The 24207-nt window shown below is 49.1% G+C and carries 14 protein-coding genes; 7 read left to right on the top strand and 7 right to left on the bottom strand.

Annotation, left to right across the window (positions count from 1 at the left end):
• Positions 1-59 precede the first annotated feature (59 nt).
• Positions 60-248: a hypothetical protein gene (locus ACO6V1_RS00620; protein WP_422459080.1), complete on the bottom strand. Its 189-nt coding sequence runs from the start codon at positions 246-248 to the stop codon at positions 60-62.
• Here ACO6V1_RS00620 and ACO6V1_RS00615 point away from each other — a divergent pair.
• The gene (locus tag ACO6V1_RS00615) at positions 243-1070 is read left to right on the top strand and encodes a hypothetical protein (protein WP_422444994.1); all 828 of its coding nucleotides are present in this window, start codon (positions 243-245) and stop codon (positions 1068-1070) included. The two genes, ACO6V1_RS00620 and ACO6V1_RS00615, sit on opposite strands and share 6 nt — an antisense overlap.
• A gap of 8 nt (positions 1071-1078) precedes the next feature.
• Here ACO6V1_RS00615 and pabB read toward each other — a convergent pair whose 3' ends face one another.
• On the bottom strand, positions 1079-2479 hold the full coding sequence (gene pabB / locus ACO6V1_RS00610; RefSeq protein WP_422444992.1) for an aminodeoxychorismate synthase component I: 1401 nt from the start codon (positions 2477-2479) through the stop codon (positions 1079-1081).
• Between the two features lie 1240 nt (positions 2480-3719).
• Between pabB and ACO6V1_RS00605 the strand changes: the two genes are divergently transcribed.
• The 4 genes from ACO6V1_RS00605 (at position 3720) to prpF (ending at position 9668) form a co-directional block, all read left to right on the top strand.
• Entirely contained in the window at positions 3720-4559 is an 840-nt protein-coding gene (locus ACO6V1_RS00605; protein WP_422465410.1) for an isocitrate lyase/PEP mutase family protein, read from the top strand.
• A 28-nt stretch (positions 4560-4587) separates the two neighbouring features.
• Complete coding sequence (gene prpC, locus ACO6V1_RS00600; RefSeq protein ID WP_422465408.1) at positions 4588-5730, top strand: bifunctional 2-methylcitrate synthase/citrate synthase; 1143 nt, start codon at positions 4588-4590, stop codon at positions 5728-5730.
• 95 nt (positions 5731-5825) lie between these two features.
• A complete protein-coding gene (acnD, locus tag ACO6V1_RS00595; protein ID WP_422465406.1) occupies positions 5826-8429 on the top strand; it encodes a Fe/S-dependent 2-methylisocitrate dehydratase AcnD in 2604 nt (867 codons plus the stop codon).
• 66 nt (positions 8430-8495) lie between these two features.
• The gene (prpF, locus tag ACO6V1_RS00590) at positions 8496-9668 is read left to right on the top strand and encodes a 2-methylaconitate cis-trans isomerase PrpF (protein WP_422465404.1); all 1173 of its coding nucleotides are present in this window, start codon (positions 8496-8498) and stop codon (positions 9666-9668) included.
• A gap of 45 nt (positions 9669-9713) precedes the next feature.
• Here prpF and ACO6V1_RS00585 read toward each other — a convergent pair whose 3' ends face one another.
• The 3 genes from ACO6V1_RS00585 to ppsR all read right to left on the bottom strand — a co-directional run bounded on the left by ACO6V1_RS00585 (position 9714) and on the right by ppsR (position 16256).
• Positions 9714-11660 (bottom strand): hypothetical protein, encoded by a 1947-nt coding sequence (locus tag ACO6V1_RS00585; protein WP_422465403.1) that lies wholly within the window; start codon positions 11658-11660, stop codon positions 9714-9716.
• 260 nt (positions 11661-11920) lie between these two features.
• Positions 11921-14881: a hypothetical protein gene (locus ACO6V1_RS00580; RefSeq protein WP_422465401.1), complete on the bottom strand. Its 2961-nt coding sequence runs from the start codon at positions 14879-14881 to the stop codon at positions 11921-11923.
• A 553-nt stretch (positions 14882-15434) separates the two neighbouring features.
• On the bottom strand, positions 15435-16256 hold the full coding sequence (gene ppsR / locus ACO6V1_RS00575) for a posphoenolpyruvate synthetase regulatory kinase/phosphorylase PpsR (protein ID WP_269674394.1): 822 nt from the start codon (positions 16254-16256) through the stop codon (positions 15435-15437).
• A gap of 290 nt (positions 16257-16546) precedes the next feature.
• On the opposite strand from ppsR, the gene ppsA reads away from it, so the two are divergent.
• The gene (ppsA, locus tag ACO6V1_RS00570) at positions 16547-18934 is read left to right on the top strand and encodes a phosphoenolpyruvate synthase (protein ID WP_422444976.1); all 2388 of its coding nucleotides are present in this window, start codon (positions 16547-16549) and stop codon (positions 18932-18934) included.
• On the opposite strand, the gene ACO6V1_RS00565 is transcribed toward ppsA, so the two are convergent.
• Together ACO6V1_RS00565 and ACO6V1_RS00560 are read right to left on the bottom strand one after the other, a co-directional pair.
• Positions 18919-21051 carry a WD40 repeat domain-containing protein gene (locus ACO6V1_RS00565; RefSeq protein WP_422465399.1) on the bottom strand — a complete coding sequence of 711 codons (2133 nt, stop codon included), beginning with the start codon at positions 21049-21051 and terminating at the stop codon, positions 18919-18921. The two genes, ppsA and ACO6V1_RS00565, sit on opposite strands and share 16 nt — an antisense overlap.
• Before the next feature lie 183 nt (positions 21052-21234).
• Positions 21235-23325, bottom strand: coding sequence for a WD40 repeat domain-containing protein (locus ACO6V1_RS00560; RefSeq protein WP_422444972.1), 2091 nt, complete (start codon positions 23323-23325; stop codon positions 21235-21237).
• Between the two features lie 331 nt (positions 23326-23656).
• On the opposite strand from ACO6V1_RS00560, the gene rraA reads away from it, so the two are divergent.
• Complete coding sequence (gene rraA, locus ACO6V1_RS00555) at positions 23657-24136, top strand: ribonuclease E activity regulator RraA (RefSeq protein WP_269674391.1); 480 nt, start codon at positions 23657-23659, stop codon at positions 24134-24136.
• Positions 24137-24207: the final 71 nt, after the last annotated feature.

The raw sequence follows: 24207 nt of genomic DNA, 5'->3' as shown, positions 1-24207 counted from the left end.
ATCCGTAGCCCTTATAAGGCAGGTATTCCTTACCAGTCTGGTAAGCTGGTTTGGTGGGTTCACTGAATAGTTACCGTAAAATTTTGCAGGCTGGGGGCCTCAACGGTGGCACCGTCCAGCATAATTTGGTCAACGGAACCATCGTTGATAACGTTACCACCGTCGGTGGCACCTTCATTCAGCCGAATGGTGTCGTTGATCTCACAACCCACCGTATTATGAATATCCCTATCTGATATTGAATGCATGAAACAAACTTAAGAAATATCGTTTCCGTTCTCGTAGCCTGTTTGATTTTTGGCTGTGAGACTCGCCAGCAAATTCCTGAAGTCAGCCCGGATGCGTTTCGCCAGGGGTTGATTGCCACCATTTATGATCAGTTCTATTGGCCGGTTTACACCCTGGCTCCGTCACAGCCGTTGAGCGACACATTACGCATCTATATTGAAGGGGATGGCCGGGCATGGTTGAGATCTAACCGTCCATCCTTGGATCCTACGCCGACGAATCGACTGGTTCATCACTTGATGCTGAAAGATGCATCACCGGATATTGCTTATCTCGGACAACCTTGCCAGTACAAGATGAATGGCCACTGCAATAGCAGGGTATGGACGTTTGGGCGTTACAGCAAAAAGGTGGTTGAGACTATGAACTCTGTGGTGTCATCCCTTAAAGAAAACGGCGGTTACCGTCAGCTTGAACTGATCGGTTACTCCGGAGGCGGAAGCATTGCTCTACTGCTGGCCGCTAACAGGAACGATGTGATTTCTGTCAGAACCGTAGCGGGTAATCTTGCTCCCCGCTACCTTAATCACTATCACGGTGTTTCAGACATGCCGACAGCTCTGAATCCTGAGTCTTTTAGCAGTCATTTATCCGATATCCCCCAAATTCATTTTGTCGGGTCCAGAGATGATATTGTTCCTGTTGAGGTCAGTCAGCATTATGCCCGGACATTGGCAGATCAATCCTGCATTAATATCCTTCAGATAGAAGCGGATCATCTGATCGGCTGGATCAGGCAGTGGCCAGAACTTTTAAGCACACCGCCTGAGTGTATCCGCTAAGAACTCTGTTACAGAAACCTTTCCAGAGTACTCATCAGATTTTTTACTTTAGTTATGGACTCCTGGTATTCCGATTCACAGTCAGAGTCAGCAACAATCGCCCCACCTCCCCAGCAGTGTAATTCGCCATCTTTGGCCAGAATCGTCCGTATGGTGATACTGGTATCCATATTGCCATCACAGCTGATATAGCCGATGGAGCCACAGTAAACAGTGCGGGCTACCGGTTCCAGCTCCCTGATAATCTCCATGGATCGTATTTTTGGCGCTCCGGTAATCGAACCGCCGGGGAATGTGCTTCCCAGCAGGTCAAATGCATCATAATCGTCCATCAGTTGGCCTTTCACTGTACTGACCAGGTGATGCACGTTGGCATAACTTTCCAAGGCAAATAATCGGGGTACTGACACGGTACCTGTCTTGCAGACCTTACCAAGATCGTTTCTCAGCAGATCGACAATCATCAGGTTTTCCGATTGATCCTTCTGGCTATGTTGTAGCTCCTCAGCAATGGCACGGTCTTCTTCAGGAGAGTGGCCCCTGGGACGGGTACCCTTGATGGGCTTGGTGGCAACATGACCGTTTTTCAGCCGGATAAACTGCTCCGGAGAATGGCTGAGAATGCTCAGGTCAGGACGCGAAATAAACGCAGAGTAGGGCGCTTTGGTGATGGTTCTGAGCTTTTTAAATGCTTCCCAGGAATCGCCGCTATAGGGCGCAGTAAAACGCTGGGTAAGATTCACCTCATAGCAATCTCCCGCCACAATATAGTCCTGAATTTGCTGAAATGCACACTGGTATTCAGCCGGGGTTTGTGTCGGGGTGAACCTGTCGAGCAGTTTGAATGGTGAACGGTCTGACTTCCTGACTTTATGGTCAATAGCTTGCAGAATTTCAGTTTTCAATGATTCGGGTATATCAGGATGAAACACCAGACAGGCCCGTCGTTCCTTATGATCACAGATCAGCGCCCACTGATAGAGCCCGACGGACATCAGCGGTGTTGAACTGTCTCGATGGGCTATTCGGTCCGGCTCAAGGTGTTCACACAGTTCATATCCCCAGTAACCAACCATGCCACCAACAAAAGGCAAGCCGGCATTGTCGACTTTGCTCATGGCATTAAGCCGTTTTGGCAATGGCGAAAAAGGTTCAGCTCCAGAAACAGTTTCTGTTTTTTGTTGAATAAGATCTTCAATCATCAAATCACCTTCCGGGGTGAAGGTGAAGTGCATTTCTGGAGCTGCAGTCATAATGTCATAACGGCTGGAATGATCTTTATAGACTGCCTGCTTTCCATCGAATACCGAGCTATCCAGAAAACAGGGATAAGGGAGGTGAATAAAATGTTCAAAGTAGAGACTGGTATCGTCTTTATATTCCAGTTCCAGAATTGTCAGCGTCTTCATACAGGTGTCCGAACAAAACAGTCGGCATTTTAACTGGAGCCGGGGCACTATGCCATCGTCTACAATCCACGAACCAGCCATCAAGTGCTAATTATCATCAGATATTGCGATCGCGATGGTTAGCTGTATAACTTCCCTGAGAACAATTGCACTTAAAACCGTAGATAGTATCTCAACTGATAAAGTAACCATCAACCCCGGCAGCCTTGATGTAGTAGCAGTAACATCAAAGCCGATGGGGACATCATCTCATCTCTCAGTCGGGAGTGTTTGAAGATGTAGAATTAGGATTAGAAGATGTTGGCACTATAGTAGTTGATGGAGATAGCGAGAGAGATTGTTTAGTACTTGCCAAGGGTTTATGGGGGATTGTTGTGCTGGCGGAAGGCTGCTGGGGGGCGTTGTTGGAAGTTGTAGGTGGTGTTGTTCCCTGAGGATAAGTGCGTGCTGGCGACGTAGCTGTTTGAGGTGCCCAGGGAGTGCTTGGAGTAGTTACTTCGGTATTAGGGGGGCATGATATGCATCTGGTTATAAATGACTCGGGGGTGCTGCTGACAGTTCTAGTTGGAGCCCCACGGGTATCGAAACCCTGAGTATTTCCAAGTCCAGACACGGACGTACTGGCACTTAATTGCTTACCGCCCGTCAATCGAAGCCCTAGCCCTAATGCCACGCCTCCGATAATGACCACACCGAGACCAATAACGCAACACCTTCCATTGCTGGTATTAACAGATCCTTCTGTATTTTCACTTGATGCTTTTTGATCCTCGTTTAGAGGTTGCATAGGTATTGATGCATAAGATGCATTTTTTATCGTTGTATCCAAGATATGACTCCTTAGCGTTAATTAGAGTTAATTAGAGTTAACTTCAGTTCCGTGCGATCAACAAGGAACACTCAAACAGTTTTCAGTCTGACTCTTCTCGCCGTTACCGGCCATCAAGAGCAGAGTGTGTTGAAACTCTCCTGCGGCGCAAGCATAGCCTTTTATTTCAACACAATGCAGCTTTTCTGAGATGTTTTTTGAATAAGCGATTGTGATCTATATGTCACTGATTTAGTTATATGTTGTTTTCAATGCAGGTAGAAGTGCTGAGTAAAGTTCGGTATAAATATCTCGGTTTAAAATATTGTCAAACATGTTCTTTGGTGTCTATGACGTCGACAGGGTCCGCAACATAGATAATGCTGTTGTTAACACTCTTTATATCAAGAATTAAGAATCAGAGGTAACGCCATGAATCAAAAGAATAATGCCTTGAGTCGATTGATCGCTGAGCAGGGCATTGTCACCGCTCCCGGTGTTTACGATGGTATTTCGGCCCGGCTCGGTGAAGAAGCCGGTTTCTCAGCGTTATACGCCAGTGGTGGTGCCATTGCCCGCAGCACCGGTGTGCCTGATATTGGTCTGCTGACACTGACGGAAGTGGTTGACCGGGTTCGTCAGATCGTGGCAGCCACCTCTCTGCCAGTCATTGCGGATGCGGATACCGGTTTTGGCAATGAGGTGAATGTCAAACGCACTGTGGAGCTTTTTGCCAATGCGGGCGTCAGTGCTTTTCATCTGGAAGACCAGGAGTTTCCCAAGCGCTGCGGGCATCTGGACGGCAAGTCTCTGGTATCTGTTGACGAGATGTGTAAGAAAGTCTCGGTGGCCAGAAAGTATGCCGACGATGTCACCGTGATTGCCCGTACTGATGCTATTGCCGTTACCGGTTTTGACGATGCTTTGGATCGTGCCAGGGCTTATGTCGAAGCAGGGGCGGATATGCTGTTTGTTGAGGCACCACAGACCATTGGGCAGATTGAAGCCATTGCCAAACAGGCTCCCGGTCCCAAGCTGATTAACATGTTTTACAGTGGTAAAACACCACTGGTACCAACTGAAGACCTGAAGGCGATGGGCTATCAGCTGATCATTATTCCTTCTGACCTGCAGCGGGCTGCAGTGACCGCAATGCGGGAAGTACTGAAGGTGATCAAGCGTGACGGTAACAGTGGCGCTATCGCTGATGGCATGATGACCTTCCAGGAGCGTGAACAGCTGGTTAAAACCAAAGAGTTTCTGAATCCATAAAATGAAATAAAAAAAACGGAGAAGTACTATGTCGACGAACTCTGGGGCAGAAAAAAAATTAAGTGGTGCAGGCCTGCGTGGTCAGTCAGCGGGAGAAACCGCATTGTGTACCGTGGGCAAAACCGGTTCAGGCCTGACTTACCGTGGTTACGATATCAACGAGCTGGCAGACAAGGCGCAATTTGAAGAAGTCGCGTACCTGCTGCTCTATGGCAAACTACCAAACCGGGCTGAACTGGATGCTTACAAAATCAGGCTCAAGGGCCTTCGCTCCCTGCCCGATGCCCTGAAAACAGTCCTTGAACAGATTCCTGCTGATGCTCACCCCATGGATGTAATGCGTACCGGTTGTTCAATGCTGGGTAACCTGGAAACCGAACAGGATTTCTCACAGCAGAACGATCATATTGACCGCATGCTGGCCATTTTCCCCGGCATGATCAACTACTGGTACAACTTCAGCCATAACGGTGTTCGGGTCGATGTTGATACCGATGCTGACTCCATCGCCGAGCAGTTTCTCTGGACTCTGCACAACAAAAAGCCTGAGCCACTCCATGTGCAGGTCATGCACGCTTCCCTGGTGCTTTATGCCGAGCATGAGTTCAATGCTTCAACCTTTACCGGTCGTGTTTGTGCTTCCACCCTTTCTGATATTCACAGCTGTGTGACCGGTGCCATCGGTTCATTGCGTGGCCCGCTCCACGGTGGCGCTAACGAAGCAGCTATGGCAATGATCGAGAACTGGCGCTCACCTGAGGAGGCCGAAGAGAAGATCATGGGTATGCTGGCCCGCAAGGATAAGATTATGGGCTTTGGCCATGCCATTTATCGTGAGTCTGATCCCCGTAATGCCATCATCAAACAGTGGTCGCGGAAGTTGTCTGAACAGGTGGGTGATCAGTATCTGTATGCCGTTTCCGAGCGTGTTGAGGCGGTCATGTGGCGGGAGAAGAAGTTGTTCTGTAATGCTGACTTCTTCCACGCTTCTGCCTACAACTTTATGGGCATACCTACCAAGTTGTTTACCCCGATCTTTGTTTGTTCCCGGGTGGCTGGCTGGACCGCTCACGTTATTGAGCAGCGTGCCAACAACCGTATTATCCGACCATCTGCCGACTATACTGGACCGGAAAGCGCAGAATGGGTCGCTATTGAAGACCGCGATTAATTACAAAGACCAACAGAGAAAAAAGCTATCTTTGTGTTCTCTGTGGTCTTCTTGGTTTATAACAATAAATTATTTGCCCGGTGGACGTTCGACGTATGAACACTGATTTTCGTAAACCCTTACCCGGCACCCAGCTGGACTATTATGACACCCGTGCAGCCGTGGAAGCGATTCAGTCGGGTGCCTATAACACCTTACCTTATACCTCCAGAGTACTGGCCGAGCAGCTGGTTCGCCGCTGTGACCCGGCTGCTCTGACTGACTCCCTGAAGCAGATCATTGAGCGTAAGCGTGACCTGGACTTCCCCTGGTATCCGGCCCGTGTTGTCTGCCATGACATTCTTGGCCAGACTGCCCTGGTGGATCTTGCTGGATTGCGAGACGCCATTGTCGGGCAGGGCGGTGATCCTGCCAGGGTTAACCCGGTGGTGCCAACCCAGTTGATTGTTGACCACTCTCTGGCCGTTGAATATGGCGGTTTTGATCCGGAAGCATTGGCAAAGAACCGGGCTATTGAAGATCGTCGCAATGAAGATCGTTTCCACTTTATCGAGTGGAGCAAAACCGCCTTTGAGAATGTTGATGTGATTCCTGCGGGTAATGGCATCATGCATCAGATCAACCTGGAGAAAATGTCTCCGGTTATCCAGGCCCGTGATGGTGTCGCCTATCCGGATACCTGTGTCGGTACCGACAGCCATACGCCCCATGTCGATGCCCTTGGCGTTATCGCTATTGGTGTTGGTGGCCTGGAAGCGGAAACGGTGATGCTGGGTCGTCCTTCCATGATGCGCCTGCCTGATATTGTCGGTGTTGAGCTGACAGGGCAGCGACAGCCGGGCATTACCGCCACCGACATCGTGTTGGCCCTGACTGAATTCCTGAGAAATGAGCGTGTGGTTTCATCTTACCTGGAGTTCTTTGGCGAAGGGGCTGCCAATCTTACCATTGGTGATCGTGCCACCATTGCCAATATGACCCCGGAGTTTGGTGCTTCCGCCGGCATGTTCTATATCGATGAACAGACCATTGATTATCTTAAGTTGACCGGCCGGGAGCCTGAACAGGTGGCCCTGGTGGAGAATTACGCCAAAACTACCGGACTGTGGGCTGATGATCTGAAAACCGCTGACTATGAGCGGGTGCTGACCTTTGATCTCTCTGCGGTTTGCCGGAATATGGCAGGGCCATCCAACCCACACCGTCGTTTGCCGACCTCTGAGCTGGCAAGTCGTGGCGTTGCGGGGCCTTATAAAAAAGAAGATGAGCAAGAAGGCTTAATGCCCGATGGGGCCATCATCATTGCGGCTATCACCAGCTGTACCAATACCAGTAATCCCCGTAACGTGGTTGCCGCCGGTCTAGTGGCCCGAAAAGCTAACGAGCTCGGGCTGGTGCGGAAACCCTGGGTGAAGTCATCCTTCGCACCAGGTTCCAAAGTCGCCAGGCTCTATCTTGAGGAAGCAGGTCTTCTTTCTGAAATGGAGAAACTGGGCTTTGGCATTGTCGCCTACGCCTGTACCACCTGTAACGGTATGAGTGGGGCTCTTGATCCGGAGATTCAGCAGGAAGTCATAGATCGGGATCTGTACGCAACGGCCGTTCTCTCTGGCAACCGTAACTTTGATGGACGGATTCATCCCTACGCCAGGCAGGCTTTCCTTGCCTCGCCACCGTTGGTGGTGGCTTATGCGATTGCCGGTACGGTGCGCTTTGATATTGAAAAAGATGCATTGGGTACTGATCAGGATGGCAATCCCATCACTTTGAAAGACATCTGGCCCAGCGATGAAGAGATTGACGCAATTGTTGCTGAATCCGTAAAACCAGAGCAGTTTAACCAGGTTTATATTCCCATGTTTGACCTGGGCAAGGCAGAACAGGCCGAAAGTCCTCTCTACGATTGGCGCTCCATGAGTACCTACATTCGCCGTCCTCCCTATTGGGAAGGGGCTCTGGCTGGTGAGCGCACCCTGAAAGGCATGCGCCCTCTGGCGATTCTGGGCGATAACATCACCACCGATCACCTGTCACCGTCCAATGCGATTCTTGCCACCAGTGCTGCGGGTGAATATCTGGCGAAAATGGGGCTGCCGGAAGAAGATTTTAACTCCTATGCCACCCACCGTGGTGACCATCTGACCGCGCAACGGGCCACCTTTGCCAATCCAAAGCTGCTCAATGAGATGTGTCTGGATGCTAATGGCGAAGTCAGGCAGGGCTCTCTGGCCAGAATTGAGCCCGAAGGCAAAGAAACACGGATGTGGGAAGCCATTGAGACCTATATGGAGCGTCGCCAGCCGCTGATTATTGTTGCCGGTGCGGACTATGGTCAGGGGTCATCCCGTGACTGGGCTGCCAAAGGGGTTCGGCTTGCCGGTGTTGAGGCCATTGTGGCAGAAGGGTTTGAGCGTATTCACCGGACCAACCTGGTGGGTATGGGTGTCCTGCCTCTGGAATTCAAGGCTGGTACAACCCGTAAGACATTGGGGCTTGATGGCACCGAAACCTACGATGTTATCGGTGAGCGAAGGCCAGGCACAACACTGGCCCTGTTGATTCACCGTGCCAACGGAGAAACCGTTAATGTACCGGTAACCTGCCGCCTGGATACCGCTGAAGAAGTATCCGTATACGATGCCGGTGGTGTACTGCAGCGTTTTGCCAGGGACTTCCTGGAATCCGAAGCCGCTGCCTGACGGCTCTCACGCTGGCCCTTGATCAGGGCCAGCACAACAATCCTATAACAGAAGGAGCTGTTCCCCATGGCTCATCCTCCACAAATCAAGGTTCCCGCTACCTATATGCGGGGCGGAACCAGTAAGGGCGTTTTTTTCAATCTCACCGATCTGCCACCAGCTGCACGGGTTCCGGGTAAAGCTCGTGATGCCTTACTGCTCAGGGTGATTGGCAGTCCGGACCCATACGGTAAGCAGATTGACGGAATGGGTGGTGCCACGTCCAGTACCAGCAAAACCGTGATCCTTTCGAAAAGCAGCCAGCCTGACCATGATGTCGATTATCTCTTTGGTCAGGTAGCCATTGATCAACCAGTCGTGGACTGGAGTGGTAACTGCGGCAATCTGACTGCGGCTGTCGGGGCCTTTGCCATCAGCAGTGGTCTGGTTGATAAGCAACGGATACCCGACAATGGCATCGCAACGATACGGATCTGGCAGGCCAATATCAAAAAAACCATTATTGCCCATGTGCCAATGACCAATGGTGCGGTTCAGGAAACGGGGGATTTTGTCCTGGACGGTGTGACTTTCCCGGCGGCCGAGGTTCAGGTTGAGTTTCTCGATCCTGCCGATGGTGAAGGTGCCATGTTCCCGACAGGTCATCTGGTGGATGATCTTGAAGTACCCGGCGTTGGGACTTTAAAGGCAACCCTGATCAATGTCGGCATTCCCACCATTTTTATCAATGCTGCGGACATTGGTTACCAGGGGACTGAACTACAGGAAGTGATCAACGGCGATAAGCAGGCACTGGCCATGTTTGAGAACATTCGGGCTTATGGCGCACTGCGGATGGGGTTGATCAGCAGCCTGGAAGAAGCCGCAACCCGACAGCATACGCCGAAAGTCGCTTTTGTTGCTGGACCGAAAAGTTACCTCTCATCCAGCGGCAAGGAGGTCTCTGAAGATGAGATCGACCTGCTGGTCAGGGCACTTTCCATGGGTAAACTTCATCATGCCATGATGGGTACTGCTGCCGTGGCCATTGGTACGGCGGCCGCCATTCCGGGCACACTGGTTAACCTGGCTGCCGGTGGTGGTGAACGAAACCCGGTCCGTTTTGGCCACCCCTCGGGTACCTTGAAAGTGGGGGCAGAAGCAGTGCTGAATAATGGGCAATGGTCAGTGACCAAAGCCATTATGAGCCGCAGTGCCAGGGTTTTGATGGAGGGTTGGGTTTGCTTGCCCGTCGAATGAAACTGCGGGGAAATCTCGGGGGACCATTTCGTGAGTCCGAGAACGTTAACCTTGATCCGGGACGATCCTCCAGAAAGTAAAAAAACTTTGTATTCTGACACCATTGCCACCGCGATCACTTTCGATCTGTATGCTGCGGCTGCATGGGCTAAAGCAAAATGCATGAATTCTGTTTTCTGATGGCAACCGGTCCTTTTCCTGCCAGATCCCGTCTGCGTTCACCCCCAGCAAAATCAGGTGGTCGGTTTCGGTTTCAAGGGGTGGGACAACGGCAAGCAGGCAGCTCTCATTATTAAAACACCCATCCCTGATGGAAAATTCGATACGTTGACTGATCCACTCACCGGAGGGTTGGCGTTGGTGGATATCGGTATGGCCTGACGGTTCATTACAGACAATGGTACCGCCGTCAGGACTGACTCTGGTCAGAGATCCAGCCGAAAATGTTTGGGATTTGCCCCAGGTTCCGGACACCGCCTTGCGCCAGACTGATATATTACGCCAGTTTATGCTGATAAATTCATCCGGGTGCACAGAAAAATGAACACTGCCTTTACCGCAATGGGGCTGCTCCTGAACAGCGGGAAGCCATTGATCCTCACTGTTTAATTCCCAGATTTCAACACCGTCATCGGTGGTGATAATCAGCAGCCGACCATCGGGACCAAAAGCAGGTTCCAGGGGGTAATACGTTGTCGGAGGCTCACAGGTTTTGACAATTCTCTGCTTTTCACGCCATTTTCCGTGCGGACCAAGGGATGCGATGACGACAAAGAAATTATCTCGATGAGCATCAACACCAGCATTATCAAACCATGTGACAAAATGCTGATTATCCGGGCTGAATAGTACCTCGAGTTCAAACTCATCTTCAGACTCACTACCAGCACCGGTGATTAAGTTCATGTCAATATCCGTGTCTGTAACAATGATTTTACCGGTTTGTGACCAGGCTCCATCGTCTGACTTGCCCATTAGCGCGATGTATGAACCGTCCCAAAGCGCGACATGACGGCTGTCACCACTGAACAACAAGTTACGAATACGGGTTGTAATGCTGCCTTTATTAACCCACTGACCTTCCGCTTCCCGACCCAGAATGGCAACTTCACGCAACTGGTACGCACAGACCAGTGCGCTGGCATCCGGTGACAGATAGAAGTCATTCATAGGATACAGATAAACGTCATTCTTCAATATTGTCCTGATTTGAGGAAACACCTCACCGATGGTCAATTGCTGTTGCTCAACCCAGGAATCATCGTGACATTCATAAACGGACAATAAGTGGTCTTTGCCGATGTTTTTGTTGTGCGGTGGTTCTCCCACCAGGCTTTTCGACACCTTCTGTGGGATAAATAAAATATGGTTAGCGCGTTGCTGATCAAAATAGCAAATTTCATTGGATTTGATTTCAGCCGATCGGCACCAGTGACCATGACGATCCGGAGTCAGAATATCAATGAACCCATCCACTCTGGTTGCGGCAATGATGCACAGCTCAAGATCATGATAATGCCTGTCATAGCTATCCATATTCAAACTGCCAACGGGTTTCAGGGTAAGTGCCTTTGCATCAATAATCTGCTGGCGTACATGCCGGGTATAACAGGCATAAAAGGCCGGGCTCAGCTGCACAGGGAAGTGGCGCCTGGAAAATATCGATAATGTCCTGAGGTACTGAAGGAGTTGCCGGTTAGAATGAATGATTGTCTGACACGAATTCTGTTTGTCCTTTGGTAAGGAGAGGAAGTAGCGGACTTCTTCCAGTCCGCAGGCGACCAATCGGCTGGCCACTGCCTTGCATGTTTGGGCGAACGCGCTGATATCTTCAATTGATAAATAGCTGGTGATGTTCTCGAATGGTAACGTCGGCAAGGTAACCCACCAGCGATGGAAGCATGCAGGATCCCGGACTATTTCAGGCCTGATTTCGTTACCCACTGCCTGAGTAACAGCAGTCTCAGTATTTAACGGTTTGGCAAGCGGCAATTAATCCCCTCCCGTATCCGGGCAAGAGGCCGTATTTACCCTGGCGCATATTGCCCGTTTAGAAGCCTGGTCCGGGAGCTGGCGAATACATCAATGATGACGCATTGACCGATCTCGTTCTGCAGACTGCAAATTGTTGTCAGTTCCGCACCCGGATATACCTTCGATCCGAAGTATAGAGGGTGAATTATGTCTCGCAGTAACAATTCCCGGCCGCAAGAGATGATAAATGCCAACAAAGCGATCATGAGAGATTTAACTCACAAAGAGGTCAGGGCTCCTAAGGCCAGTAGCTTGACGATCACGGCATTCAGAGCAACCAATGGATTTACGCCATATTGAACGCCAAGGTCTGGCTGGTTATCCCATGTAACAAAACCAACGTTGGGAATCAGCTCACGACGTTTCAATATACTGAAATCAGCAATATTGGTACTTTCTGAACAACCCGGATATATGGATTTCGGAATTATGTTTTGTTTTATATCGTTAATGAATCTGGCGTCATGACCACACCAGTAGATGACCTCTCTGACAGCCTGTGACAGCAGCTCATTTTCATCCATGGCCTGATTCACGCACTCTTCTGTGAATTGGGGAAAGGCCTTGTGAAACAGCGTGGTCAGAATTGTCTTTATTTTACGCTCATGATTCAGCATGGACTCCCTGTCGTCAGGATCGAACTGTTGTTGAAAACAGCGGGCATATTGCAATACCAGTCCCTGGGCATTGTTGGCCAGTTCTGAAAATGCCACCTTGGCCCGGTCCTCTGATTGTTCAAAATCAAGAAACTTCTGACATCTTTTGGAGAAAAAGTAATCTTCACCCAGCTCAATCATACTTTTCGTATCACCCGCATTTCGTATGCCTGCGGGACCTGCACTGGGATGTTCTGACGCTTTTTTCCACTGAAGCATCATCCCCTCGAAAGGGGCATCCACATAAGATGAAAGGACATGGTGTTTTCTGCTAGTCATGGAATCACGGTCTGCTGTTATTACTGCTGGAGCATACAATCCGCAACTGAATAAAACACCGCAATCATGGGCAAAGTTACAGAGTCCCGCGAAAATCTGATCCGCCTGTGTTACGGGATCGAGATCGCAGGGGTATAAATGAAAAGGTGAATCTTTGGTTGATTTCAGGTGAAGGCAATAACCTGCCTTGCCTTCAATATCGCGACACTTCTCCCCGGATTTTGACCTTTTGGCTGGAGGCGTAACTGTTGTCGAATCAATTGGCGCATTGCTCCAGTGATATCTGCCGACAACTTGGGGAATCGAGCTTTTCAAGCCATACTGACTGGCTATGGATGCCAACAGGCTGATTTTATTACCCGTTTTTGCCAGCTCTTCCGGTTTTTCCGTATCGCTGAGAAACTCCAGGTAATCCCAGCCATCATCCGTACGCTGAATGGCAAACGTACGTCCGTGCACCTCGGTATATTCTCCCGTTAATGATACTGTCGGGGGCGGCGCTGTCCACTGTTGCGGATTGCCCGGTTTTTTCCAGTCATTATCAAACTGATTTTCCGGTGGTTGATAATCTTTATCCAGTGATAGCAACAACTGCCAAATGTTAGGACTTTCCAAATTATTAAGGGGGTAAACAGTCTGGCGAAATAAGGTTTCCCGCTGTTTTGCACAATCAGGATCAGTTAACCAGTGATTCAGCACATGTATTCGATGGCCGGGAGGGGCAAGGCGTAGAAATGATTCAATGATGTCAAAATGTAATGTTGTGACGACTTTGCTATAGGCTACCAGTAGCTCATCTGATGCTGAGTAGGCCAGTCGCTCATCTATTGGAACCTGACTATGTGGATCCGGCCACAGATCCGGGCGATAACTTTTTTGGCGAGTGGTAAAGGCTGCCTCTTCCTTCCGGTATTCCGGCTCCATTCGAACCAGTGACAGGCCATCGATCAACAGCCAGTCCATGAATTTCATAAAATCATCAGGATGGGTAAGGCCATTACAGCATTTAGCCCTGCTGATCAGGATGTTCCATGCCTCACAATAACGAGGATCTTTCTGTAAAAGCCCCGTAATGTTGGTAGAAATAGTATCATCCAATACCGTAAAAATTTTTGTCGCCCACAGGCTTACATCGCCCAGACGCAAATGTTTGGTATGATCCGGGCCTGACCATTTTTTCGATTCATGATTTCCCTCCTGGTAAATGGACGCTTGCTTCATGGCAAGATGGATAAACGAATGTCCTTTCTTATTGGGAAAAATTGTATCCTTGTACCACTGTAGCCCATCATTATCGGGCAAGGTCCATAAAAATGGAGCTACCCGATTTACTGTATTGATAAATAATCGTTCATTGGTCAATCCAGCCTCTTTGGCCATAAGAAAAGGAGAATTTTTTAAATTAACGGATGCTTCCTTAAACGGCTTGCTGGCGACGGTAATACCCATTCCACATAATAATTCGGTAGATTGATGCAGTCCTCCCAAAAGAGCTGTCATTGCCATCACTTGCTGTTCACGCTGAGAAAATGAACAAATAAGGGTACGGGCTTTATCCGGTGATTGTTGTGCAATGGCTTCAAGAACAAAAAGCAATATTATGCTGTCTTTGTATCTATAAATCTCGCGAAGATTTGAAGTTCGGTGGTTGCTGAACTTATGCCTAAATAAGTCTTCAATCATATCTCTGGCATTACATTTTTGACGGAGGTAATTGAAGAACACCATTAACCTTGTATGTGAAACGGTTGGTATTGATTTAGCGATTGTTTCCTGAAACAGTCCATCATTCATGCGTCGAGTTAAAATCGTCTGGGTAAGAACGTCAAATTGAGGGTCCGCACCAGCGAAAATAGCCTTAACAAATAATAGGTCCGGGCAATACGGGTTGCAGTTGTCTACCAGTTTCATCATTGTATCAAAAGGGAGGTAAACGATAGATTCAGGATTCGGATCCATCCAGGCAGGGCCGTTAATGATGGGAAACCCTTGTTCAATAATATAGGTCAGTACTTTCAGGTTGCTGGTGTTGATCCCTGCCCAAATAGCGATATCCCGAAGTACTCCTTGAATGCCATCCGCTATTATTTTTCTTAATTGAATATCCTTTGAGTAAAAACGTTTACCCACAAGGATTAAGTCCTCATCAATGTATTGCCAGATATTTCTTTTAAGGTTATTGACTTTACCCCTTAAACTGACACCGACGTGTAATTCATCAAGCTGTTGAACAAGTTTCTTCAATTCTTCCTTAACATATTGTTTTTCAACATCTTTTAAGGTGAGCAATGCCTGCAAACCCGTTTGGTTTACCAAGTGAAGGCCAGCGCTGGAAGTCACATTCTGACTGCCTTCGGTGCTTCCTGTAGAACTTCCTGTAAAGCTTCCAGTAGCTTTCGGACCACAAGGTTCAGAATGACTGACTTTGCTGCCAGTAAGGGTAAACAACCTGTTAGAACCTGCTGCACTGGTTTCAGATTCTCCAGTGTTGTCGGAGCCAGAATTGACAGGGTTGAGGTGTACCTCCTTGTCTTCAGTTTGTCGCACTGTCAGAGATTTATAATTTCCTGTCTCGTCGCAACAGCTGGCTTCTGAAGTTAAGTCTGATGCATTAGTCGTATCGGTTTTTATGCCTGTTACATCCACGTTTTCTTCCTCTTGTCAAAGATGCCTTTCCAACCATTCGACAAGGGGAAGGAAAAAAAATTCAATTCCGCGGGCCACAAGGAAAAAATAACTGTTATGCAACAATTTAATTAAGGGCAGTCCTCAGGGCCTGATGAATTTTGAATGATGGTTATTTCAGCCTTCTTGTCAGATTGGCCTGATCCATGATCCGTGTTGCAATCTCTTCGACAGAAAATTCAGTGGTATCGATATAGCTGATCTGCTCCTGGTTATAGATCTGTTCAACCATCTGTATTTCATATTGACATTGCCTGACTGATGAGTAGCGGCTGTTTGGACGGCGCTCATTTCTGATGCCTGAGAGCCGGGCCGGATTGATGGTCAAACCAAAAAGACGTTCTTTGTGCGGGCGAAGAAAATCAGGCAGCTTGATGCCCTTATCAAAATCATCCTCGGTAATGGGGTAATTGGCGGCATAGATACCAAACTGTAAACCAAGATAGATGCAGGTGGGTGTTTTGCCCGAACGGGAGGCACCCAGCACGATAATATCGGCCTTTTCATAGTGTCGGATGCGGGCACCATCATCATTATCAAGGGCAAACTGCACCGCTTCGATGCGACGGTGATAGCTGGCACTGCTGGTTGTGGAACGCTTCTTGCCAACGGTATACAACGGGTGTGAGCCTAACTCCATCTCCAGGCCGGGAAGGAAGGTAGCAAAGAGGTCAATAATATAAGCCCCGCTGGTGTGCAGCAGTTTGCTGACCTCTTCATTCAACACCGTCATAAAGAGGATAGGTTGAATCACCTCATGCTGATGAGTCTCTTTAATCAGGGTCAGTGCCCGAACGGCTTTTTCGGGGGTATCAATATAGGGCAGGGTGTGGTGACGGAATGTAGGCCCCGAGAACTGGGCCAGCAGACTTTGGCCAAAGGATTCAGCGGTAATGCCAGTACCATCAGAGATAAAAAATACCGATCGCTCCATTTTATCGACTCCAGCAGCATAAATTCAGGGGGTAATAGCTTGAGATCACCTGTTTCTGGTACAGGTAGATCAAAATGATGTAATCCAAAGTAAAAAACTCTTCCAATCAATAACATTTTCAAACAAACTATACCGAAATCTTCCCGGTGAGGTAACCGGTGTCGTCTTATTGGCAGTACTATGACAGCTTTATTTATGGCCCTGGCAGGGTGGGACTCTGACAGCACGGTCGGTGAATTCTCAGCGGTGAAACCCATGGTAATCCTTTGGAGTACAGGCAGGAGAGTGGCTTGAACAGTTCATCTTTACCAGAGTTTGTTGTGGGCCTGGATGCCCTGGGCAATAGTGATGTGGAGAGGGTTGGTGGCAAGAACGCCTCGCTGGGAGAAATGCTCAGCCACCTTGGCAGGGCAGGGGTTCGTGTACCCGGTGGCTTTGCCACCACGGCAGAGGCCTATCGAGACTTTCTGGATGGCTCAGGGTTATATGATCGTATTCATACCCTGCTTGATGAACTGAATATTGATGATATTCAACAGCTCACCCGGGCGGGTGCCAATATTCGTCAATGGATTATGGATGAGCCATTTCGACCGGAATTTGAACAGGCCATTGTCAACAGCTACCGTGAACTCTGTGGTGATCAGGAGGATCTGGCTGTGGCAGTGCGGTCATCGGCAACGGCGGAAGACTTGCCCGATGCCTCCTTTGCCGGGCAGCAGGAAACCTTTCTGAATATCCGTGGTGCACAGAATGTTCTGCGAGCGGTTCGGGAAGTCTTTGCCTCTCTCTTTAATGATCGTGCCATTTCATACCGTGAGCATCAGGGCTTTGACCATCGGGATGTGGCGCTGTCGGCCGGAATTCAGCGGATGGTGCGCAGTGAAACTGGGGCTGCCGGGGTGATGTTTACTCTGGATACCGAGTCGGGTTTCCGCGATGCGGTATTTATCACCTCCTCCTATGGCCTGGGAGAGACCGTGGTTCAGGGGGCAGTAAACCCGGATGAATTTTATGTTTACAAGCCCGCACTTGAAGCAGGGCGCTCTGCCATTCTCAGGCGGAATATGGGCAGCAAGGCGATTCAGATGGTTTACGGTGATGCTCCAGAGACCGGAAGATCGGTGCAAACCGTGGACGTTGACCTTAAAAAGCGCCAGCAGTTCTCCATCAATGATGCCGATGTGCTGGAACTGGCCCGTCAGGCCATGGCCATTGAAGCCCATTACGGCCGACCCATGGACATCGAGTGGGCCAAAGATGGCGATGACCAGCAGCTCTATGTGGTTCAGGCCCGGCCTGAGACAGTACAAAGTCGAACTGAGTCCAGGACGCTGGAACGTTATCGCCTGTTGCAACAGGGTAATGTTCTGGCAGAAGGCCGCAGTATTGGCCAGCGCATTGGTCAGGGGCGTGTCTGTCTGGTGGATGATCTGGCGGATATGGACCGGGTTCAGGATGGCGATGTGCTGGTTACCGATATGACTGATCCGGACTGGGAGCCGGTTATGAAACGGGCTTCAGCCATTGTCACCAACCGGGGTGGGCGTACCTGTCACGCCGCTATTATCGCCCGAGAGCTGGGTATTCCAGCAGTGGTCGGGTGTGGTGACGCTACCCGCCGACTGAAAGATGGTCAGGCGGTAACGGTTTCCTGTGCCGAAGGGGATACCGGCTTTATTTATCAGGGTGAGTTGCCGTTTGAGCACCAGAAGAAAGATCTGGATCAAATGCCTGAGTTGCCCTTCAGGATTATGATGAATGTGGGGAATCCTGACCGGGCTTTCAGTTTCTCCCGACTGCCCAATTCGGGTGTGGGGCTTGCTCGACTGGAATTTATTATCAACAAGATGATCGGTGTTCATCCCAAGGCTTTGCTGAACTATCAAACTAATCCGGACAGCGTCCCCGATGCTGTCAGACAGCAGATTGATGAGCGAATGGCGGGCTACGGCAATCCTGTCGACTTTTACGTTGAAAAACTGGTTGAAGGCGTCGCTTCTATTGCTGCCGCTTTTGCCCCGGAAAAAGTTATTGTCCGACTCTCAGACTTCAAGTCTAACGAATATGCCAACCTGATTGGCGGCAAGATCTATGAGCCCCATGAAGAGAACCCGATGCTGGGCTTTCGTGGCGCTTCCCGCTATATCTCGGAATCCTTCAGGGACTGTTTTGAGCTTGAATGCCGGGCCATGAAGCGGGTCAGGGAGGAGTTCGGTCTGACCAATGTTGAATTGATGGTGCCATTCGTCCGAACGCCGGATGAAGCCCGTCAGGTCATCAACATTATGTCTGACTTTGGACTTCGTCGTGGTGAACATGGCCTGAAGATTATTATGATGTGCGAACTGCCATCCAATGCGCTGCTGGCTGATGAGTTCCTGGAATATTTTGATGGCTTCTCCATTGGTTCCAACGATATGACTCAGCTGGCCCTGGGGCTTGATCGGGATTCCGGCTTGATTGCTCACCTTTTTGATGAGCGTAATGCCGCCGTCAAGCAGTTGTTGTCCATGGCGATTCAGGCCTGTCGCCGACAGGGGAAATACATCGGTATTTGCGGCCAGGGGCCCAGTGATCATCCTGACTTTGCCCGCTGGTTGATGGAAGAGGGTATTAATACCGTTTCCCTGAACCCCGATTCGGTTCTGGAAACCTGGCTCTATCTGGCGGAATGACTTGATAGTCCCTGTGTAGGGTTGTGCAAAGATTGCCCTGGGGGGCTGACAGGAATCTTCCAGAGAAGTACTGTGTCCCCTTTGGGTACCCCCCCGGGGTTCTTTTTGCAGTGGATTATTAAATGACCACCATCGGGGCTAAAATCGGCCACTTTAACGGGATGATCCAGTTTTATCATCTCTCTTTCTGCCCATTTTCCATCATCACCGATACTCCAGAGTTGCACAAAGCCCGGCTTGTCATGATCTTTGTAATCTTTGCCAAAGATCAGGAAATGGTTCTCCCATTTATTAAACTGGGCGCATTTGATCAAATAGGGACCGGGTTTTGTCAATGCCTGTTGTGTCCATTTGCCCTTGTCGTCTCGCCCCATGATGCCGGCGGTACTGTCCTGGCTAACGGAAAATGCCAGACGGCCTGATCGGGAAAATTGGGCAACATCAATTGGTTTTTGATGCTTAACCTCCAGCTGCTCCAGCCATTCATCGTCTGTGTCAAGCCCCTGAATTTTCACAGTGCAATCATGACCGCCGGTCAGTACACTGTCTTCCTTAAGATTGAAGTGAGCAATGATAATCCCTCCCTGATGACATGCCCGTGCTTTCTCAATCAGGTTACCTTCCCTGTCATCACCCCAAATGCAAGCGTAATTTGTTTCATTGCCATAGCTCAGGAGCTGTTTTTCTGAACGACTGAAGATAGCTCTGTCACTGCCGGGGTGCTCAAGGATTTGGGGTTTGTTCAGATTGCCTGAACCGCAATCCCAGATTTTAAAAGAGCCACCACCGAAGTCGGCCAGTACTTTGTACCCCGAGGTGCTGAAGGTGGCATTATCACAACTCGGGATCTCTATTTTTTCTACCCAGTCAACATTAGCGTTATAACCGGAAATTTTTGTTTTTCTGGCTAAATCACGGGTAAGTGCAAATGTCGCTGAGGGATTGAAGGAGGCTGAGCAAATACGGTTGGTCCCTCTAACGCCCTGGTTAATTTCTACGGGTTGCTCAGAATGATGGACCTCTCCGACCTGCGACCATTTGCCGTAGGCATCGTGAGCCAGAAAGAAAACCCGGTTATCCAGGAGGACAAGGGCATGGCTCTCATCCCAACTCAACTGACAATCAGAAATTACACGGTCGCAAGCCTTGACAAATACACGAGCAATACAGTTGCGCTGCTCATTAAGGTGCCAGATGGTCGCTTTTTCAACATTGTGAGTCATTAAAAAAGTATTCGTGGGGACGAAGTTCAGTGCTCTTGGCCCACATTGTCTGATCTTTACTGGCTGGTCTAGCAGAGTCCACCGGCTGCCATCCAATCGCAAAACATTGATGCTGCCGGCGCACTGATCGTAGGTCATAATCTTGTCCTGCACCGGGTTGAAGCTTGCCATCACTGGTTCGTAGCCATCTTCAAGTGGCGAGTGCTCAAGCACCCGCGACTCCACCCAATGGCCATCACTATTGAGTGTACTCACCTTGACCTTGCCATCCTCGCTGCAGCAAGTCAGAAGCGTGTTTTCCGACCGGTTAAGCTGGGGAATAATCTGCTGGGCCCCAACCCTGCTCCTGCTGTTCTCCAACCAGTTACCATCCGCGTCTTGTCGCCAGCTTACCAGGCTATGATCTTTCAAACTGTCGCAACCGCTGATGAAGAGGTGCTTACCCGAAGGGCTGAAGTAGGTTTGAACAATATAACAACTGAAGTGGGCTTTCTTTTGGAACGTAAGATAATTGGTCTGGCACTGGAAAATTTCACTCGTCGCCGGGTCAATATTGCCCGGCTCAATACGACTATCGCACTGTATCGTACTGATACCAGGCTGTTGCGATGTGCTGCCTGGTGATAAACGATTCGTGGACAAATGCAGCCCGACAATTTCCAGCTTACGATGCTCAATATCTATATCTATGCTGGTCGTCCATTCGGAGGGTAAATGCTGTTTCAGTCGTTTGAGCGATTGATCCTGACCCTGTTCAGAGGCTTCTCTGATACGTTTATTAAAGTTAGCCACTAACCCGGATATTGGCTTCAGGCCGTTAATTAACGCCTCTTCATCTTTTTTCAAGCCGCTTCCATCTAAACTTGTGAGACAACTCTGCTCTATTGGTTGCATGGTTACTCCTGCCTTATTGGTACATAGATGGTTAATTTATACGACCATTGATCATTAGCATCCTTTGGGTCTTGGTCTCATCCTGCTATTACCTGTCTAAACATTCAGGAACTGAGCTGTAGATTATTGAATTTGGCAAAAGTTCCTGCTCTAAGGTTTGTTTAAGTAGAACTGGCTATTTTTTCATGCTGAGAGGCTGGCAGGAATCTTCCAGAGTAGCGCGGTAGCACCTCTGGGTAAGGTGGCACTCCCGGAATTATTCTGGCAGTGGATCATTATATGATCACTATCAGGGCTGAATTTGGCAATTTCAACGGGATGAGCCAGTGTTATCAGTTCTTTTTCTGCCCATTTGCCATCATTACCAATGCTCCAGAATTGGACAAAACCCGACTTGTCATGATCTTTGTCACTGCAACCAAAAGTCAGAAAATGGTTATCCAATTTATTAAACAGAGCGCCCTGGATCACATAGCCATCATGCCTTGTTATGGCCTGTAGTGTCCATTCGCTATTATCGTCACGCCCCAGGATGCAGGCGGTGCCGTCCATGCTAACGGTAAAGGCAAGGCGACCGGAGATGGAAAAATCGGCAAAATCGATTCTTTTTTGATGTTGAACCATCAGCTGTCCCTGCCATTTGCCATCTCTGTCAAGCCATTGGACTTTCACAGTGCAATCACGGCTGATGCTCAGCACACTGTCCTCCTGACCATTGAAGCGAGCAAAGTTAATCCCCCTCTGATGACATATCCTTGCTTTCTCAATCAGGTTACCGTCTTCGTCATCACCCCAAATGCAAGCGTAATTCGTCAGATTGCCAAAGCTCAGGAGCAGATTCTCTGAGGGACTGAAACAGGCTCTGTCACTGCCGATGTGCTCAAGGGGCTGACCTTTGTCCAGACGGTTACCGCTATGGCAACCCCAGATTTTAAAAGAGCCTCTGCCGAGTCTGGCCAGTACTTTGCGCCCGGAGATGCTGAAGCTGACAAGATCACAACTCGGAATCTCTCTTTTTTCTACCCATGCACCATTATCGTCATAACCGGAAATTATACATTTCTTAGCTAAATCATGGGTCAGTGCATACTGCCCTGAGTTATTGAGGTAGGCTTTACAAATACGGTTGCAAACATTTTCGTTGCAGTGATTTACTATCTGCGCGGAATGACGAACCTCTCCGACCTGCGACCAGTTGCCGTCGACATCGCGAGCCAGGAAAAAAACCTGGTTGCCCCGGGGGAAGATAAGAGCGTGCTGCTCATCATCACTCATCTGGCAATCTTCAATTGAACTGTCGTAATTTTTTTCAAATTTATTCTCAAGGCAGTTGCTCTGATCATCACATCCCCAGATGGTCACTTTTGTGCCATTGTAAGTTATTAAATAATTATTCGTGGCATTGAATTCCGGTGCTGTTAGCCCAACTTGCCTGATATCCCCCAGCGGGTTTAGCAGGGTCCACTGGCTGTTACCATCCACGTGCAATACGTTGATTTTGCCGGTGAGCGGATTGCAGGACATAATCTTGTCCTGCAACGGACTGAATCTTGCCTTCACCTGCTCATCGCCATCTTCAAGTGGGGGGTGCTCAAGCACCCTCGTTTTTTTCCAATGGTCATAACTATTTAGCGTACTCACATTGAGATGGCCTTCGGGGGTGATACTCAAGAGCGTATTTTCTAACCGGTTGAGCTGGAAAAGAATCTCCTCGGAAGCTTCGACCTTACTCCTGCTCTTCTCCGACCAGTTGCCATCGGCACCTTGCCGACAGGTTACCGGGCTATGATCATTCAAACTGTCGCAACCACTGATCAAGAGGGTCTTTCCTGTCGGGCTGAAACAGGCATCAAGAATATAACCACCGAAGCTGGCCATCGTTATGAATTCAAGATTATTGGCCTGGCATTGAAAAATTTCACTCTTCGCTGGGGCAATATTGCCCGGTTCAATACGATTATCGCACTGTATCGTACTGATAGCAGTCTGTTGCGATGTGGTGCCTGGTGATAAACGATTCGTGGAAAGATGCAGCCCGACAATTTCCAGCTTACGATGCTCAATATCTATGCTGGTCGTCCATTCGGATGGTAAATGCTGTTTCAGTCGTTTGAACGATTGATCCTGACCCTGTTCAGAGGCTTCTCTGATACGTTTATTGTAGCTGGCCACTAACCCGGATATTGGCTTCAGGCCCTTTATTAACGCCTCTTCGTCTTTTTTCAAACCGCTTCCATCTACACTTCTGAGACTACTCTGCGCTATTGGTTGCATGATAACTCCTGCCTGATTGGCTCATAGATGGTTTATTTATACGACCATTGTTAAGTAGCACCTTCTGGATCCTTGTCCCATCCTGCTATTAACTGTCTGAGCATTCAGGAACTGAATTGTAGATTGCTGAGTCTGGTAAAAGTTCCTGCGCTGAGTTTTTGGTTCAGGTTGATAAAACCACTGGGAAAATGCCGAGCGATAGTGGGCATTGCACGTTTATGGTGTGGCATTTAATTGTGCAGAGAAGTAATCCGCATTTCACAGAGGAAAAGCTTTTCCCGGTGTTTTTTTTGGTTATCATGCCAGTATGAATTGTCATGGGAGAATAATAATGAGTTTTACCACCCCCGATTTGTGTGATGATTTCCCGGGAAGCCTTCAGGTCGTTGACCCGGGTTTTAACAGCTTTGGTGGCAGGGATATTTTTGGTGGCGAAATTGTCACCATTAAATGCCATGAAGATAATTCCAGAGTTCGGGAGCAGGTGTTCAGTGACGGTCACGGTAAAGTGCTGGTTGTTGATGGCGGCGGTTCCCTGAGAAGGGCCTTGTTGGGTGATATGCTGGCAGAACAGGCCGTAAGCAATGGCTGGCAGGGTATTATTGTTTATGGCTGTATTCGTGACGTTGAAGTGATTTCACAACTGCCGCTGGGGGTTCAGGCTCTTGCTGTACACCCGATGAAAACGGATAAAAAAGGGCAGGGAGAAGTCGATATTCCTGTTCGGTTTCATGGCGTGGACTTCATTCCCGGCCATTTCCTGTATGCCGATTTGAACGGGATTGTCGTTTCTGCTGAACGACTGGTTTGATGCCTGGTCCTGTTTCTTTCGATCCTGGCATTGTGGAAGCAGGGCAATCCCAGTCCTTCATAAATAACGAA

It is taken from the genome of Endozoicomonas sp. ALC013 (genome assembly GCF_049310205.1).
Lineage (GTDB): Bacteria > Pseudomonadota > Gammaproteobacteria > Pseudomonadales > Endozoicomonadaceae > Endozoicomonas.
This window is presented reverse-complemented; position numbering and strand designations above follow the sequence as displayed.

Bases quoted from the DNA above. Each gene is read 5' to 3' on its own strand.
- ACO6V1_RS00615 (WP_422444994.1), top strand. From the start codon at position 243: ATGCATGAAACAAACTTAAGAAATATCGTTTCCGTTCTCGTAGCCTGT.
- ACO6V1_RS00620 (WP_422459080.1), bottom strand. From the start codon at position 248: ATGCATTCAATATCAGATAGGGATATTCATAATACGGTGGGTTGTGAG.
- pabB (WP_422444992.1), bottom strand. From the start codon at position 2,479: ATGAAGACGCTGACAATTCTGGAACTGGAATATAAAGACGATACCAGT.
- ACO6V1_RS00605 (WP_422465410.1), top strand. From the start codon at position 3,720: ATGAATCAAAAGAATAATGCCTTGAGTCGATTGATCGCTGAGCAGGGC.
- prpC (WP_422465408.1), top strand. From the start codon at position 4,588: ATGTCGACGAACTCTGGGGCAGAAAAAAAATTAAGTGGTGCAGGCCTG.
- acnD (WP_422465406.1), top strand. From the start codon at position 5,826: ATGAACACTGATTTTCGTAAACCCTTACCCGGCACCCAGCTGGACTAT.
- prpF (WP_422465404.1), top strand. From the start codon at position 8,496: ATGGCTCATCCTCCACAAATCAAGGTTCCCGCTACCTATATGCGGGGC.
- ppsR (WP_269674394.1), bottom strand. From the start codon at position 16,256: ATGGAGCGATCGGTATTTTTTATCTCTGATGGTACTGGCATTACCGCT.
- ACO6V1_RS00565 (WP_422465399.1), bottom strand. From the start codon at position 21,051: ATGCAACCAATAGAGCAGAGTTGTCTCACAAGTTTAGATGGAAGCGGC.
- ACO6V1_RS00560 (WP_422444972.1), bottom strand. From the start codon at position 23,325: ATGCAACCAATAGCGCAGAGTAGTCTCAGAAGTGTAGATGGAAGCGGT.
- rraA (WP_269674391.1), top strand. From the start codon at position 23,657: ATGAGTTTTACCACCCCCGATTTGTGTGATGATTTCCCGGGAAGCCTT.